Source organism: Candidatus Poriferisocius sp., assembly GCF_965208475.1.
In the GTDB taxonomy this organism is placed as follows: Bacteria; Actinomycetota; Acidimicrobiia; order Acidimicrobiales; family Bin134; genus Poriferisocius.
The window spans coordinates 1,180,505-1,195,984 of the sequence record NZ_OZ242338.1 but is presented as its reverse complement, the minus strand read 5'-3'; the positions used below and the strand labels follow the sequence as shown (position 1 = coordinate 1,195,984).

The 15,480-nt window shown below is 64.3% G+C and carries 12 protein-coding genes and 2 pseudogenes; 8 read left to right on the top strand and 6 right to left on the bottom strand.

From position 1 onward, the window contains the following. Window positions 1-9: 9 nt before the first annotated feature. The gene (locus ACOGXA_RS05600; RefSeq protein ID WP_419926289.1) at window positions 10-1,116 is read left to right on the top strand and encodes a M24 family metallopeptidase; all 1,107 of its coding nucleotides are present in this window, start codon (window positions 10-12) and stop codon (window positions 1,114-1,116) included. Beyond that, window positions 1,113-1,970 carry a hypothetical protein gene (locus ACOGXA_RS05595; RefSeq protein WP_419926288.1) on the top strand — a complete coding sequence of 286 codons (858 nt, stop codon included), beginning with the start codon at window positions 1,113-1,115 and terminating at the stop codon, window positions 1,968-1,970. The genes ACOGXA_RS05600 and ACOGXA_RS05595 overlap by 4 nt, the downstream gene beginning before the upstream one ends. Here ACOGXA_RS05595 and metH read toward each other — a convergent pair. Beyond that, window positions 1,967-5,470 carry a methionine synthase gene (gene metH / locus ACOGXA_RS05590; protein WP_419926287.1) on the bottom strand — a complete coding sequence of 1,168 codons (3,504 nt, stop codon included), beginning with the start codon at window positions 5,468-5,470 and terminating at the stop codon, window positions 1,967-1,969. The two genes, ACOGXA_RS05595 and metH, sit on opposite strands and share 4 nt — an antisense overlap. An 81-nt stretch (window positions 5,471-5,551) precedes the next feature. On the opposite strand from metH, the gene ACOGXA_RS05585 reads away from it, so the two are divergent. The 5 genes and pseudogenes from ACOGXA_RS05585 (at window position 5,552) to ACOGXA_RS05565 (ending at window position 9,471) form a co-directional block, all read left to right on the top strand. Continuing rightward, entirely contained in the window at window positions 5,552-7,012 is a 1,461-nt protein-coding gene (locus ACOGXA_RS05585; RefSeq protein ID WP_419926286.1) for a leucyl aminopeptidase, read from the top strand. A 335-nt stretch (window positions 7,013-7,347) separates the two neighbouring features. Continuing rightward, window positions 7,348-7,725: pseudogene (locus tag ACOGXA_RS05580) on the top strand (AAA family ATPase); the annotation flags it as partial. A 96-nt stretch (window positions 7,726-7,821) separates the two neighbouring features. Next, on the top strand, window positions 7,822-8,622 hold the full coding sequence (locus ACOGXA_RS05575; protein WP_419927049.1) for an ATP-binding protein: 801 nt from the start codon (window positions 7,822-7,824) through the stop codon (window positions 8,620-8,622). Between the two features lie 199 nt (window positions 8,623-8,821). Continuing rightward, entirely contained in the window at window positions 8,822-9,055 is a 234-nt protein-coding gene (locus ACOGXA_RS05570; protein WP_419926285.1) for an antitoxin, read from the top strand. Next, window positions 9,052-9,471: a type II toxin-antitoxin system VapC family toxin gene (locus ACOGXA_RS05565; protein ID WP_419926284.1), complete on the top strand. Its 420-nt coding sequence runs from the start codon at window positions 9,052-9,054 to the stop codon at window positions 9,469-9,471. The genes ACOGXA_RS05570 and ACOGXA_RS05565 overlap by 4 nt, the downstream gene beginning before the upstream one ends. On the opposite strand, the gene ACOGXA_RS05560 is transcribed toward ACOGXA_RS05565, so the two are convergent. From ACOGXA_RS05560 to ACOGXA_RS05540, 5 genes and pseudogenes are all read right to left on the bottom strand, one after another. Next, window positions 9,367-10,395, bottom strand: coding sequence for a CAP domain-containing protein (locus tag ACOGXA_RS05560; RefSeq protein ID WP_419926283.1), 1,029 nt, complete (start codon window positions 10,393-10,395; stop codon window positions 9,367-9,369). The two genes, ACOGXA_RS05565 and ACOGXA_RS05560, sit on opposite strands and share 105 nt — an antisense overlap. Before the next feature lie 148 nt (window positions 10,396-10,543). Further along, on the bottom strand, window positions 10,544-11,995 hold the full coding sequence (locus ACOGXA_RS05555) for a CAP domain-containing protein (protein ID WP_419926282.1): 1,452 nt from the start codon (window positions 11,993-11,995) through the stop codon (window positions 10,544-10,546). Window positions 11,996-12,280: 285 nt separating this feature from the next. Next, window positions 12,281-12,628 (bottom strand): hypothetical protein, encoded by a 348-nt coding sequence (locus tag ACOGXA_RS05550; RefSeq protein ID WP_419926281.1) that lies wholly within the window; start codon window positions 12,626-12,628, stop codon window positions 12,281-12,283. Window positions 12,629-12,733: 105 nt separating this feature from the next. Continuing rightward, window positions 12,734-13,708, bottom strand: a complete 975-nt coding sequence (locus ACOGXA_RS05545) for a hypothetical protein (RefSeq protein ID WP_419927062.1) — start codon at window positions 13,706-13,708, stop codon at window positions 12,734-12,736. A 99-nt stretch (window positions 13,709-13,807) separates the two neighbouring features. Continuing rightward, window positions 13,808-14,749: pseudogene (locus tag ACOGXA_RS05540) on the bottom strand (fibronectin type III domain-containing protein); the annotation flags it as partial. Here ACOGXA_RS05540 and ACOGXA_RS05535 point away from each other — a divergent pair. After that, window positions 14,693-14,914, top strand: a complete 222-nt coding sequence (locus tag ACOGXA_RS05535; RefSeq protein ID WP_419927061.1) for a hypothetical protein — start codon at window positions 14,693-14,695, stop codon at window positions 14,912-14,914. The pseudogene ACOGXA_RS05540 and the gene ACOGXA_RS05535 sit on opposite strands and share 57 nt — an antisense overlap. Window positions 14,915-15,480: the final 566 nt, after the last annotated feature.

Genomic DNA, 15,480 nt, shown 5'->3' with positions numbered 1-15,480 from the left:
TTGTTGTCGGTGTTCCAGCCGCGGATCGATCGGGTACGGCGTCTCATGGCCGAACAGCAGGTAGACATGCTGTTGCTCTCCGTCGGGGCCGACCTGCCCTACTTCTGCGGCTATGAGGCCATGCCCCTGGAGCGATTGACCATGCTGGTGGTGCCCCGCGACGGCGACGCCCGGCTAATTGTGCCCCGGCTGGAGGCCCCTCGGGTGATAGAGCGGCCCGGCGTGTTCGATATGGCGGTGTGGGATGAGACCGACGACCCCATCGCGTTGGCCCGGTCGTTCATCGGCTCGGCCTCGGTGATAGCTGTGGGCGACCACATGTGGGCCGGATTTCTGGTGGACTTGGCCCGCCTGCTGCCCGGGGCCGAGTTCCGCCGGGCATCGGAGGTGACCAGCCCGCTGCGTTCGGTGAAAGACGCCGCTGAGGTGGAGTCGCTGCGGGCCGCGGCCGCCGCCGCCGACCGAGTGGCTGTCGACCTTCGTTCGGGCGATATCGAGTTGGCGGGGCGGACCGAGGCCGATGTGTCGGCCGAGTTGGGCCGGCGGCTGTTGGCTGAGGGTCACCAGAGGGTGAACTTCGCCATCGTGGCCGCAGGGGAGAACGCGGCCAGCCCCCACCACGAGCCGGGAGAGCGGGTGATCAAGTCGGGCGAGGTCGTGCTGTGCGACTTCGGGGGGACGATGGCCGATGCCGACGGGGTGGGGTACTGCTCCGACATCACCCGATGCGTACACCTGGGCGAGCCGCCGGCCGACTTGGTCGAGGCCTACGACGTGCTGTTCGAGGCCCAAGCCGCCCAGGTGACCGCTGCGGTGGTCGGCCAGCCCTGTCAGGAGGTCGACCGGGTGGGGCGGGCCATGATCGCCGAGGCCGGATTCGGCGACAACTTCATCCACCGCACCGGCCACGGCATCGGTGCCGAGGCCCACGAGGACCCCTACATTGTGGAGGGCAACACTGTGGAGTTGCGCGCCGGCCACGCCTTCTCCATCGAGCCCGGCATATATCTTGCCGGTCGTTGGGGATTGCGGCTGGAGGACATTGTGGTGGCTGCTTCAGATGGCCCCGACAACCTCACCACCACGGATCACCGCCTGGCCGTGATCGACGCGTGATCGAACTTCAACCGGCCACGCTCCTATTGCAATTGGCCGTCGGGGGTTTGGCGTTCACCTGGCTCACCACCCGGCGGCGGGAGGCCGGGTTGGGCTACGGGTGGCTCATGCGCAGCATTTTCGGGGTCATGGCCGCAGGTGGGGCCTGGCTGGGATTCGCAACCGACCCGCTGGCGGTGCGGGACTGGACAGCGGCAGCGACCGCCGCGGCCGCCGTCTTGGCGCTGACGATGTCGATCATCCGGCGGGGGGCTGGAGTGAGCGGCCAGCGGGAGCGTGTGGAACGGCGTAGTGCCGAAATCGCAGCCATGACCGGCATAGACCGAGAAGAGCAACGCTTCGATCGCAGCCTGCGGGAGTTCCCTCCGGTGTTGGATCTGATTGCGCCGGTGGTGGGTTTGGTCGGCGTGGTGGCCGGAGGGCTGGATGCCGGCGATCCCGCCGCGTTGGCGGTGGCCCGGACCGTGATCGGAGCGTTCTTCTTGGGAGCGGTCACCGACGCCATGCTCTTGGGCCACTGGTATCTGGTGCAGCCAGGTTTGGCCCGGGGCCCCCTGTTGGAGTTGGTCCGCTGGACCGGGCTGCTATGGCTTCCCGAACTGGTGGTGATGCTTTGGCCCACTGGTATGGCCTCGGTCCTCAGCGGAACGATCGACGACGGCTACAACGGGCTTTTGGGCTGGTTCTGGGCCGCGTGTGCAGTGACGACGGCAGGGCTGGTGATCTTGGCCCGGGCGGCGCTGCGAGAGCGGTTCTACTCCGCGGTAATGGCGGCTACGGGGCTCTTATATTTGGGGATTCTGACCGGGTTTGGGATGGACCTAGTGGCCCGAGTTCTGCTCGATACCACTTAGCGGGCGACGAAGTACTTGGCTTGGGGGTGGTGGCAGATGAGGGCGGAGGTGGTTTGCTCGGGCTGGTATTGATAGCTGGTTTCCTCGCCGACTTCGATGCCGATGCGGTGGGCTTCGAGGAGTTGGGCAACGGTGAGGTTGTCCTCGAGGTCGGGGCAGGCGGGGTAGCCCCAGGAGTAGCGGCCGCCTCGGTACTGCTGGCGGAACAGGCCTGCCAGGGTGGGGCCGTCCTCTTCGGCGAAGCCCCAATCGGTGCGGATGCGATGGTGCCAGTACTCGGCGAGAGCCTCGGCCATCTCCACCCCGAGGCCGTGCAGCAGCAGGTAGTCCTGGTAGCGGTTGTCGGCGAACAGCTTGGCGGCCGCCTTGGAAACCTCGGCGCCCATGGTCACGATATGAAAGGCGGCGTAGTCCACCTCGTCACCGGCGGCCGGGCGGAAGAAGTCGGCGATGCACAGGAATGGGTCTTTGCGCTGGCGGGGATACCGGAAGCGGCAGATCTCGGCAGTTCGTCCGGGGTTGTCCCACACCACCAGGTCGTCGCCGCTGCCGTTGACCGGGAAGTAGCCGTACACCACCTGGGGCACCAGCAGGCCCTGGGCGGTGGCCGAGGTGAGCTGCTCGCGCATGGTGGGGCGGATGCGCTCTTTGAAAGCGGCGTCGTCTTCGCCGTCGGTGGGGCGGAACTGCCATTGGTTGCGGAACAGGGCGGTCTCGTTCACGTACTCGGCGATGTCGGCCACCGGGACGCCCTTGACCACCCGGGCGCCCACAAACGGGGGTTCGAACACCGGGTTGTCTGCCGCCACCGAAGGAGCTCGTTCGGGCAGTTCGTCGCCCACCCCGCTGGCCGCGTCGCGGCGCGGGCGGCGGGGCAGGTCGCGCCCCCCGGGGCGGCGACCGAACTCGGGGTCGTCAACCCCGGTGCGGCGCAGCTCGCCCAGCCGGTCCATCACCGCTAGGCCCTCGAAGGCGTCCTTGCCGTAGAACACCCGGCCCCGGTAGGTCTCCCTCATGTCCCGCTCCACATAGGTGCGGGTCAAAGCCGCACCTCCCAGCAGGACCGGGAGGTGGTGGAGGTCTCTGGTGTTCAGCTCCTCCAGGTTGTCGCGCATGATGAGCGTGCTCTTCACCAAGAGCCCGCTCATGCCGATGGCGTGGGCGTCCACCTCTGACACCCGGTCGATCATTTCGCTGATCGACACCTTGATGCCCAGGTTGTGAACCTCATAGCCGTTGTTGGTCAAGATGATGTCCACCAAGTTCTTGCCGATGTCGTGAACGTCGCCCTTCACGGTGGCCAGCACGATTCGGCCCTTGCCCCCGGTGTCGTCGGCGCTCTCCATATGGGGCTCCAGATACGAGACCGCAGCCTTCATAGTCTCGGCCGACTGGAGCACGAACGGCAGCTGCATCTCACCGGAGGCGAACAGCTCGCCCACCACCTTCATCCCGGCCAGCAGCGTGTGGTTGACGATGTCCAGCGCCGGGGCACCGGCCAGGGCCTCGTCCAGATCGCTTTCCAGGCCATCTCGCTCGCCATCGATGATGCGCCGCTCCAGCCGTTGCTCGACCGGCCAGCCGGAGCGATCCTCATCGACGGCGGCTGCGGCGGTCACGTTCTCGAATGCGGCCAGCAACTCTGTCAGCGGGTCGTAGTCGGCTCGGCCCTCCGAAGCGATTCCGGCCGGGCCCCTCCGGTCGTAGATCAGATCCAAGCACACGTCGCGATGGCGGGGATCCACCCGGTTCAGCGGGATGATCCGCCCGGCGTGGACGATGGCGGAGTCGAGCCCGGCGTCGAGGCACTCATGCAGGAACATGGAATTGAGCACGTGGCGGGCAGCGGGCCTCAGCCCGAACGACACGTTGGACACCCCCAGCGTGGTGTGGGCGCCGGGCAGCTCGGCCTTTATCCGGCGGATGGCCTCGATGGTGGCCAGGCCGTCTTTGCGCAGGTTGTCGTCGCCGGTGGACAGCGGGAAGGTCAGGGCGTCAAAAATCAGATCGGACGGGGCCAGCCCGTAGCGCTCTGTAGCCAGGCGATACAGGCGGTGGGCCACCCGCATCTTCCACTCCAGATCGCGGGCCTGGCCCTCCTCGTCGATGAGCAAACACACCACCGCAGCGCCGTATTCTCGGGCCAGCGACAGCACCCGATCGAGGCGCGACCCCTCTGCCTCGCCGTCTTCCAGGTTGGCCGAGTTGAGCACGGCCCGGCCGCCGATCCACTCCAGCCCGGCCTGCATCACGTCGGGCTCGGTGGAATCCAGCACCAGGGGGGCGGCCACTCCGGTGGCGAACCGCCGGGCCAGTTCGTCCATGTCGGCGGCCCCGTCGCGGCCCACGTAGTCGACGCACAGATCCAACAGGTGGGCCCCCTCGCCCACCTGGTCGCGGGCGATCTGGAGGCAGCCATCCCAGTCGGCCTCCAGCATGGCGTCGCGGAACTTGCGGGAGCCGTTGGCGTTGGTGCGCTCGCCCACGATGAGAAACGAAGTGTCTTGGGCGAAGGGCACCGCGGTATAAATCGAGGTGGCCGACGGGGGCAGCTCGCCGGGCCGGGGCCCGGGAGCGAGGTCGGCACAGCGTTCGATCACGGCCCGCAGGTGATCGGGGGTGGTGCCGCAGCAACCGCCTATCACGCTCACCCCCAGTTCGGTGACGTACCGAGCCAGATAGCCGGCGAACTCGTCGGGGCCGACGTCGTAGTGCATGCGGCCGTCCACCACTTGGGGGAGCCCGGCGTTGGGGATGCAGGCCACCGGCATCGGGCACTGCTCAGACAGCACCCGCAGGTGCTCGCCCATCTCGGCCGGGCCGGTGGCGCAGTTCAATCCGAACACCGCCGGACTCAGGGGAGCCAGCGCCACCAGCGCGGCGCCGATCTCGGTGCCGGGCAGCATCCGGCCGGTCATCTCGATGGTGACCTGCACTTGCAACGGCACTTCTCGTCCCGCCGCGGCCATGGCCCGGCGGCATCCGTTGATGGCCGCTTTGGCGCCGAGCAAGTCGAACTGGGTCTCGATGACGAACAGGTCGACCCCGCCGTCGAGCAGGCCCCGGGCCTGGATCTCGAAGGCGTCGCGCAGCTCGGCGTAGCGGATCTGGCCGAGCGAGGCCAGCTTGGTGCCCGGCCCCACCGATCCGGCCACCCACCGGGGCCGCCCATCTGAGGCATGGCCCTGTGCTGCTTCCTTGGCGATGCGGGCCGCGGCCAGGTTGATCTCATAGGCCTGATCGGCGATGCCGTACTCGGCCAGCGGCACGGCGAAGGCCCCGAAGGTGGCGGTTTCCACTGCGTCCACCCCCAAGCCCAGATACAGGTCGTGCATCTCGGCTATGAGCTCGGGCCGGGTCAAGCACAAGAGTTCGTTGCAGCCTTCCAAGTCGGGGCCGCCGAAGTCGTCGGCGCTCAGGGGCTGCTCTTGGACATAGGTGCCGAAGGCGCCGTCGTAGATGAGGACGCGCTCTCGGGTCGCATCCTCATAGGAACCCATGGAAGGCGAGGCTACTGGGCATCGGGCGGCAAACCCGTGCCAGATAACATCGCAGGGCTTGAATCAATTCGAGGAGACCAGGTGATCGCGTTTCGAACCGGTAGAAGAAACCCGGCCAGTGCCGAACTGCACGCGGTGGGGGTGTGCTCGGGCGAAGACGCCGAGCGGCCCGACGGGCTGGACTGGGGGGTGCTCGACGGCCGCGGATTCGAGGCCAAGGCCGGGGAGGTGGAGATCGTCTCGGGACAAGACCGTCCGATTGCTGTGGTCGGATTGGGGCCGGCCGACAAGATTACCGCCGCGGTGATCCGAAAGGCAGCGGCCTCGCTGGCCCGGTCGGCCAAGCGGATGAAGCGCATCGCGGTGTCGGTTCTCGACGCCGTGCCCGACAGCATCGACCGCGCCGACGCGCTGGAGGCCCTGGCCGAGGGTATGACCCTGGGGTCTTACTCCTACGGCGAGTTCAAGTCGGAGCACCATCCCAACAAGCTGGAGAACGTGCATGTGATCGGCCCGGGAGGCAGAGCGGTGGCCGAGGCGCTGGAGCGGGGCCGGCGGGTGGCCGAGGCGGTGTGCTTTGTGCGCGATCTGGTCAACGAGCCGGGCGGGTCTCTTACCCCCACCCGGTTTGCCGAGATCGCGGCGGAGATGGCCGAGCGGGAGGATCTGGAGATCACCGTGCTCGACTTGGACGCCATCCGCGAGGCCGAACTGGGCGGACTGCTGGGAGTCAACCGGGGGTCGGAGCAGCCGCCCCGTTTCGTGGAGGTGTCGTACGCTCCCGGCCCGGAAGCCGAGTGCCGGGGGTCGGTGGCGCTGGTGGGCAAGGGCCTCACATTCGATTCCGGTGGGCTGTCGATCAAGACCGGCACCGGCATGATGACCATGAAGTGCGACATGAGCGGGGGTGCCGCGGTTCTGGGAGTGATGGCTGCCATTGCCGCAGTGGCGCCGCCGGTGAAGGTCACCGGCTACGTGCCCATGACCGACAACATGCTGGGGGGCGACGCCACCCGACCCGGCGATGTGCTCACCATGGCCAACGGCAAGACCGTCGAGGTGCTCAACACCGATGCTGAGGGCCGCCTAGTGCTGGCCGACGCCCTATCGCTGGCCTGTCGGGCTGAGCCCGACGCCATTGTCGACCTGGCCACCCTCACCGGAGCGTGCATGGTGGCGCTGGGCCCCAAGGTGGCCGGACTCATGGGCAACAACGAGGCGTGGATCAACCAGTTGGCCGACGCCGCCGAGCGCACCGGTGAGCGGGTATGGCGGCTGCCGTTGCCCGACGACTACAAGGCCCAGCTCGACTCGTCGGTGGCCGACATGAAGAACATCGGCGGCCCCCACGGCGGCGCGCTGACCGCCGGGCTGTTCTTGTCCAATTTCGTGGACGACGGTATCGCCTGGGCCCACCTCGACATCGCCGGTCCCGCCTTCACCGACGCCGAGGACGGCGAAACCACCAAGGGGGGTACCGGCTTCGGCGTGAGGATGCTCCTTGACGCCCTGGTTAACTTCGAGGTGCCTGCGGCCGGTTGAGTCATTGGGGAACTTGCCTGCCTAGAAGCCCACGGCATTCGGCTCGACATTGAGGCTCTGCTTTCCGATCTCGATGCCGAACGTCGGTGAGCCCAAGTCCCGTCGTTGCTGACGCCTCGGCTCTGGTTACCGCGGTTGCCGATGCTGACTTGATCGGAACCCGGGCGAGAGAGCGATTGCGAGATTGTCGGCGGGTCGCCCCGTTCTTGATCGATGCCGAGGTTGGCAGCGCCTTTCGCTTCATGGTCCTGCGGGGTGAACCGGTCGTCCGATATGTCTTTTGGATACCGTCCATTTTGTCACTTCGAGGATGTCCATTTTGTATAGTTAGATAGATGGACAGCTATCTGCCCAGGATTGTGGATCTTGAGATTGACGAACTGCTTGCTGGGTTGCCTGCGATTTCCATTGAGGGCCCCAGAGCGGTGGGGAAGACCGAGACAGCACAGCGCAGGGCAGCCACTGTGTATCGCCTCGACGATGCGGCTCAAGCAGAAATACTGCGAGCCGAACCTGAGCGCGTGGTCAGCGGCGATTCCCCGATTCTCATCGACGAGTGGCAGAGGATGCCGAATTCGTGGGATTTGGTGCGACGGGCCGTCGACCATGACCCGATCGCGGGCCGGTTCTTGCTCACTGGGTCGGCTGCGCCGTCTGTGGCTCCGACCCACTCAGGTGCTGGGCGTATTGTCATGGTCAGGATGCGGCCGCTCTCGCTGGCCGAGCGCAGTCTCGGCGAGGCAACTGTGGCCCTCAGTGAACTCCTTAGTGGACGAAGGCCCCTACTAGCGGGTGAGACTGATGTCAGATTGGCCGACTACGCAGCTGAGGTAGTCAGGTCGGGTTTTCCCGCAATCAGAGCCCTGCCGGATCGACTGCGACGGGCACAGCTTGATGGCTATGTGGAGCGCATTGTGGAACACGATCTGGGTGAACTAGGCCGCAATGTCCGAGATCGCGCCACCATGCTGAGTTGGATGACCGCATTCGCGGCGGCAACCTCCACCACCGCGAGCTACGCGACCATCCGAGATGCCGCAACCCCAGGAGAGCCGGACAAACCAGCGAGAGCGACGACAACCGCATATCGCAGCATGCTGGAGCAGCTATGGATGGTTGAGGAGGTGCCAGCGTGGTTGCCGACTGGCAACCGCTTCCGTCGACTGGCCGCTTCTCCTGTCCACCAGCTTGCCGATCCTGCACTGGCTGCACGCCTACTCGGCGTTGATGTCGACGCTCTCATCGAAGGTGCTGACATCGGACCTCACATTCCTCGGGATGGGACGCTGTTGGGCGCGCTGTTTGAGTCCCTTGTCACCCTGTCGATTAGAACATACGCCCAGCACAACGAGGCACGAGTCTCACACCTGCGCACCCGCGCTGGCGAGCAGGAAGTCGATCTAATCGTCGAGCGAGCCGATGGTGGAATTGTGGCCCTAGAGGTGAAGCTCTCGGCGCTGGTCGACGACACCGACGTGCGGCACCTTCACTGGCTTGCCAAGCGAATCGGACCGCGCTTGGCAGACGCCGTCGTTATCACTACCGGCCGAGAGGCCTACCGCCGCCGAGATGGCATCGGCGTGATCCCAGCAGCCCTGCTCGGCCCCTGAATCCTAGGAAACCCAGTTGGCTGCCCGTTGACCGAATGTTGGGGCGGTGATGCCATATCGGCACCATATCCACTCTGATTTCCTAGTTGATGTGGGGTGTTCTGGGGATTCGGTTCGACGCCCTAGTCAACTTCGAGCCGCCGCCGACGGCGTATGGACATTTGCTTGCAAATCAGCGCTGTAGCGCTATCATTTGGGTATGGCGACTATTCAGATTCGGGATGTCTCCGAGGAGGCCTATGAGGTCATCCGCCGACGGGCCCGAGCTGAGGGGCAGTCGATTCAGGGGTACATGAAGGGGCAGATCGAGCGGCTGGCCCGCGAGCCTGATGAAGGTGCGCTCTTCGGCGATGTGGAGCGCTTCGTGGATGCCCACGGCATTCGGCTCGACATCGAGGCCCTGCTTTCCGACCTCGATGCCGAACGTCGGTGAGTCCAGGTCCCGTAGTTGTTGACGCTTCGGCTCTGGTTGCCGCGGTGGCCGATGCTGACTTGATCGGAACCCGGGCGAGAGAGCGGTTGCGAGATTGTCGGCGGGTCGCCCCGTTCTTGGTTGATGCCGAGGTTGGGAGCGCCCTTCGCTCCATGGTCCTGCGGGGCGAGATTGGCGAAAAAGCTGCTGAATCGGCTCGGCTGCTTGCTGAGCGCATGGTTCACCGTCGCCACCCTCACCACGGCGTGCTGGCCTCTCGGGCATGGCAGCTTCGCCAAAGCGTCAGCTTCTACGACGCCCTATACGTGGCACTAGCCGAAAGACTCGACTGCCCCCTGATCACCGCCGACAAGCGCATCGCCCGAGCCCTGCCCCACAACGACCAGATCTACGTCATTGCATCTACACGAAGTTAGCGGGTAGGAGGCGAAGTTCTGGGTGATCCATAGCCATCCGGCTTTGAGGACGATGCCGACACCCATGTGGGTGGTTTCGGGGTCGACCATGGCGGCGTAGTGCAGTGGGCTGTTGACGAAGTCGCCAAAGGATTGCTGTACTGCGTCGGAGGTAGTGGTGGTGAGCTTGTTGAGGGCGATGTTCTCTCCGTTGAACAGGTACCCGGTTGGGTAGTCGGCACCGGCATTGGGATTGTGGTTGAAGTCGAATCCGGCACCCATGATTTGCGACCAACGGCGGGCCGCGGCCGCCACACCGGGGTCGTAAGCCAGCGTGTTAAGCCCGAGGCTGGATCGCAGCTCGCTGACCAGGGCGGCCATTTCAGCCTCGGCTGCTGCCATTTCTGCTTCGGTGAGCTGACGGCCGGAATCGCGCCCAGCCATCATCACGGTGACATAGGAGGTACCGTCGGCGGCGGTTGCGATGCCGGTGGCAAGGTGGGTGCATACCCCGCATGCCGGCAGCCGCGAGCCTTCTTCTCCCAAGAGGGCGGTGCTGAGTTCGGCAGGGGCTTGCGGGTCGTAGATGTCGCCGGTGATGCTCGCCGATTTACCGATGCTCCAAAAGTCCCAATCGGGTTCTAGGTGCGCCCAGTAATCGAACGGGGTCCGAAAGCTCTGCGCGTCGGCCATGGCCTGCGCGTGTGCCAGGGCGGTTGCTGACAGACCTGTGCTTGACCTGAGGACGGGCAATGATGTCGCAGGGCCGCGGATCTCGTTCATCGCGTCGAGCGTCAGAGACTCCAGCTGTGCTCTTAATCGGTCGAGGCGGGTGAGGGGACGTCCCGAGGCGCAGTCGTAGGGAACGATATGGGTGTCGACGTCGAACTGGCAGCGGTAGGAGTTCAGCAGGGATTCTTGGGCAGCAATCAACTCGTCGCGCACAGAAATGTCGCTCAGGGAGGGACCTCCGCCTGTATGCGATTGCCCTCCGACATTTGCGCCGAGCAAGGGAAGCATCAAGCACTCAACCGCCACCGCAATCGCCGTTCGCTTACGGATGCTGCGGCCTTGTTGTGTATTCATGCGGCGATCAAGAGCCAGGACGCCTCAAGGTGGTTGTGTTGGACTTGATGCCGTTCACAGTTACGTACACATTCGCGCTGTTTTCGGCCACGTCGTCGTACCAGCCGTTCCAGCAGACTCGCGAGTTGACGCCTGTGCCATCGTCCCCGACCGTTACGGTGTACTGGTCTGACAGATGGTATCTGAAGGCGGTCCCGTCCGCGGAGTCGAGCGACCAGCACTCGACTGTATAGGTGCCCAGCGGGAACCCCGACAAGGTGACTTGTTGCCATGTGCAAGAGAAAGTGCACCTCCCGTCGAGGACGGCGTCTGCGTCGGTCTGGGCCAACTCGACTGATGTGGCGCTGCTGTTGGGTTGGGGGTCCGGCGTGGCCGGGGGTGTGGCAGGGTAGCGGGCGAAGTTCTGGGTGACGTAGAAGCCGCCGCTGCCCACAGCGATGCCCGCTCCCACATGGGTGTAGTCGGGGTTGACCATGTTTGCGTAGTGGCCGGGACTGTCCACCAGGTTGTCGAAGGACTGGTGCACCGCGTCGCTGAGCGAACTGAACTGGAAGATCGAGGCGACGTTCTCGGAGGCGAGACGCCACCCTGACGGGTACTGGTCGCTGTAGCTGGGGTTGTGCCGGATCTCTCTTTTTGCGGCCATGGTCTGGGACCAGCGGCGGGCCACCGCTGCAACCCCGTCGTGATAGACGAGGCGGTCAAGCCCGAGGCCCACCCGAAGCTGGTTCACCAGTGCGGCCATTTCGGCCTCAGCGTCGGCAATCCGGGCCTCTGCCGGGGCGTGCCCGCCGACCACGAACGTAGCGAATGTCCGCCCGCTGCGCGAGGCAACGCCCACGCCCAGATGGGTGCAGATCTCGCAGCGCAGCGTCGCAGCTCCCGTCGAGCCCACCAGCAACCCGCTCAAGCGCACGTCGAGCTCCCTGGCCCTCGGACCGGCCCCGACCCTCGCTGACTGGCCCTCGAACCAGATGGCCCAGCCCGACAAAAGCGGGACGAAGTCGAAGTCATGCTGCCAGTCGTCGGCGTCGGCCTGTGCTTGGGCCTTTCGCTGCGCGGCAGCCGACAGGTTCGCGTCGAGCGCCAGCGGCGCCAGCCCGTCGCGCAGTTCGTTAGCCCCGTCCAACAACAGATGAGAAACCCGTTCGCCCGACTGCCGCTCCCAGAACCCAGTGCACCCGCCTGCCACGACCTGTGTGTCGATGTCGAACCGGCACCGGTAGGTGTTCAACAGCGCCTCCTGGGCCGCGATGAGCTCGTCGCGCACTGCAACGTCGCTGCGGTCCGGGACCCCGTCGAACACCGCGGGCTGAACCGGCCCCGACCGGGGCACCCCGACCACACAGCCGCCGCGCACAACCTCGGTGTCCACGAAGAACCGGCACCGGTAAGTGTTCAACAGCGTCTCTTGCGCCGCGATGAGCTCGTCGCGCAAGACGACGTCCTCCCGGGTCACCGCTGACTCACCCGAGCTCTGCGCCGGCACAGGAGCACCTGCCGCCAGCACCACCAGGACACAAGCCGCAGCCAGCGCCCGAGCAGCAAGACAACCTCTACGCCCCTGGCGATGTGCGCCGACGGTCCTCTTGGCGAACGATGGATCAGTTGCCACAGAACAAGCCTTCCAGACGAGTCTGGCCTGCCAATTCAGCCCGCCCGGGTCAGGCCATCGCAGGGCGCAACCTTCCGGTCGGGCGGCCTTCGCCGCGAGCGCACACGCAGCCAACCCGTCGTTTTGCGATCAGGTCCGACAGCCGCCGGGGGCCACTTGGGTATCGACGTTGAATTGACAGCGGTACACGTTGAGAAGCGCTTCTTGGTCGGCGATGAGCCGATCTCGCACTACGACGTCTTCCAGTGCGGGCCCACCAGCACCGGGCGGTCCGTCACCTCTCATGTCTGGTTCGGCGGAATCCTCCCCGGCGGAATCCTCCCCAGCAGGCTCCTCGACATCTTCGACTAAGCCCATTTCGGCGGCATCGCTGCCGTCAGGCAGAGAGGTCCCACTTTGGGCAAAGGCGGTGCTCATACCTGTCCAGGCCACAAGCGCCAATACCACGGCGACAAGAGTCAACTTGTTCTTATTCATTCATCGCTCCTTGGCTCGCATCGTCGGATAGCTGGCTTTTTCTTGTTTGGGCCGTAGCGTCGTATCCAGACCCTTGGAAGCTTGAAGCAGTCCATCCGAGCCGCATCAAAGGACATTGGCCTTCGCCCACTCTTGGAGCACCTTGTCCCGGTCGATGGTGCTGCTGAGGTTCTCGGCTGCGAGGAACTCGCGGATCATCTCTGCCCCGAGTTCCTTGGCGTTCTCGGCAGACCAATTGTCGGTGTCGATGGCGTGGGTCACGCAGTTGAAGACAAAGGCAAGCACATCCACCGCTGCTCTGGCAGCAATGGCCTTGCCCATCTCTTTGATCAGGGTAAGGATAAACTTCTTCAAGCTGTAGTCAAAGAGAACCTTTTTGACTATCTGCTTGGCAGCGATGATGATGGCTGCCTTAGCGCCCTGGGTGGCCATCACAGAAGTTCCTCCGGTGAAGATGGCGCCAGCGATACCCCCAATTGTGAGGATTAAATTGGCTGCGTCAATGGCTTTCTTCACATCTTCGATGGTGTTGTAGACCTGAATGGCCTGGCAGCCGGCTGTCAGCTTCGAACTGGGGTGATAAACCCAGTCGGACCAGTTTGTCTGCCACCAGGTATCGGCAGCGCTGCCGGTGAGGCCGTAGCCGTGGGCGCGAACACGCGCCTGCAACACATACTGCTTCTGGTTGCTGTGAATTCGGAATTCAGTTCTGTCTGGATTCCAATTATCGACCTTGTCGGGATTGGGCCGGGTATCTTGGTATGTACGAATATTGACATTGAAATTGATTTCAGGGTGCCCAGAAGAGGCAGGTCTAGAGTCTCCTGAAATCCTGCTGGCTCTTACTTCTTCACCTTCCAGCAATTCGGCAGCTCGACCTGAATACTGCTGGGCTTGACCTGATGACAGCCCTCCAGATTCAAGTCGGTTGTAGACACGCCTAAGAGCATCCGTGTCTATCTCAATATACCGCCAGTCAAGTTGATATTGTGTTGCACCCTGAATGGGTTCCCAGAACACAAGTGCATCGTCGTCATCTATGGGATTCCACCAAGGGCTCCCTTCCAGCTCGACGCTCACCCGCGGCGACGTTGTGACGTACGCAGTAGAGCATCTGCCCGTCCTGCCGTCTTGGTTTCTGGCGGTGACCCTTACGCGGTATCTCATCCCCGTATAAAGGTCGTCGGCTGTATATGACGTGCCGGTTGCCCTCCGGGTGGTAGTGAACTCGCCCAACCTTCCATGCGCGGGGTGGTTGTTGTAAGCGGGCCGGGAGAACACAACGTCGTAGTTCCTGATCGCCGAGCTGCCGCTGTCAGCCGGGGCATCCCAAGTGACGTTGACGATCCCCTCTCCTATTGATGTGGCGCGCACGTTTCTCGGCGGGCCCGGGGGGCCGACGGTTTGTTCTGGGATGGTTATGTCGCGGGCCGCTGCCCGGCTGGTGCTGTTGGAATTCCGGGCGGTCACCGAGACCGAATATGTGGTTCCGCGGAGCGGATTGCCGAAACTGAAGCTGCGCGAGCTGGCAGATGCGGAAAAGGGGCCGAAGGTGCGGCCTGGCCGCGAGACGGTGATTCTGTAGCCGGCGATCGCCGAGCTCCCGCTGCTGGCGGGCTGTGACCACGAGACGGCGATCTTGCGGTCTCCGGCCGTGTCCACGTAGCTCAATCGCACATTTGCCGGGGGCGACGGCGGCTGGGCGGCCCGGGTGGTCGCGGTGGCTGTTACCGGGCTGCTGGACAGGCCCTGTTGGTTCATGGCTGTGACCGCGACGGTGTAGGTGACCCCGAACCTCAAATTGCCGCTGGTGTGAGACGTGCCGGCCACGGTCGCAGATCCGCTCCAGGGGCCGCTTGCACCAATGGCGGGACGGGACCAGACGACCCTATAGCCGCTGATGGGCGAGCCGCCGTCGTCAGACGGCGGACTCCAACTCACGCGAATCTGGTTCGAGCCGTGGGCCGCGGCGTTCACACTGTGCGGCGGTGACGGAGGCAGTTGGGGTTGTGTCGTCTCGGATCTCGTGGGGACGGGACTTGGCGTGACTGAGGATGTTGGCGGTTGAGTCGTCGGATCGGGGGTTGGATTAGAGGCCGTACAATTGGAGACGCAGCGCATCATTATTGCGTCTACGCCGATCCTGCTATTCGCTTTGCCGTCGGTTTGGTAGTGCTGGAGGGCATCGTTGTCATTGAGGGTGATGGTGACATCAGCGCCGTTGAAGTCCCAGGTTCCGAGATTTATCCATTTTCCAGCATTGAGATTCTGATGAATCTGCGTTGAGTACTGTGCGGCCCCGTCGAATACAACAACGTAAGTAACAGCGGCAGTCGCCTTTGTCCCGGGGATATAAGCAGCAACTTGTTGTCTGCCAATGCGTTCGCCCATATACCAATGGACCCAGTTGTCTGCTGACCGCGCACCCCCGATGGCGTATGTCCACCGGTAGTTGTTAGTTCCGTGGCCTTGGCCCGCATCACCTTCGAACCACGCCTCTTGCGGACCCCACAGGATGGGCTTGTCGTTGACATACCAGTCGGTCTGCTGGGCTTGCTGGGCGTTGGCTGTCGTGACCGCGGTAGCCAACCCGGCGGCCAAGACGCAGATGACCAATAGGGGGATTGAGAGTCTTCGGTAGAGGCGTCTGGCCTTGCGGCCTGCTAGTTCAGGGTGTTCGTGCTTATCGGGGGGAGGAGGGGGGGGAGACTGAAGACTTCACGGTGTCAAGGTACTACGAGTCCATGCGGCCACGCCAAGCTTATGATGTCGTTACAAAAGCCACATGGCCACAACTCCAGCAAATCAACCTGTGCGGCAGGCCAACGTGGTGTGAATCACCCCGTGTTTTG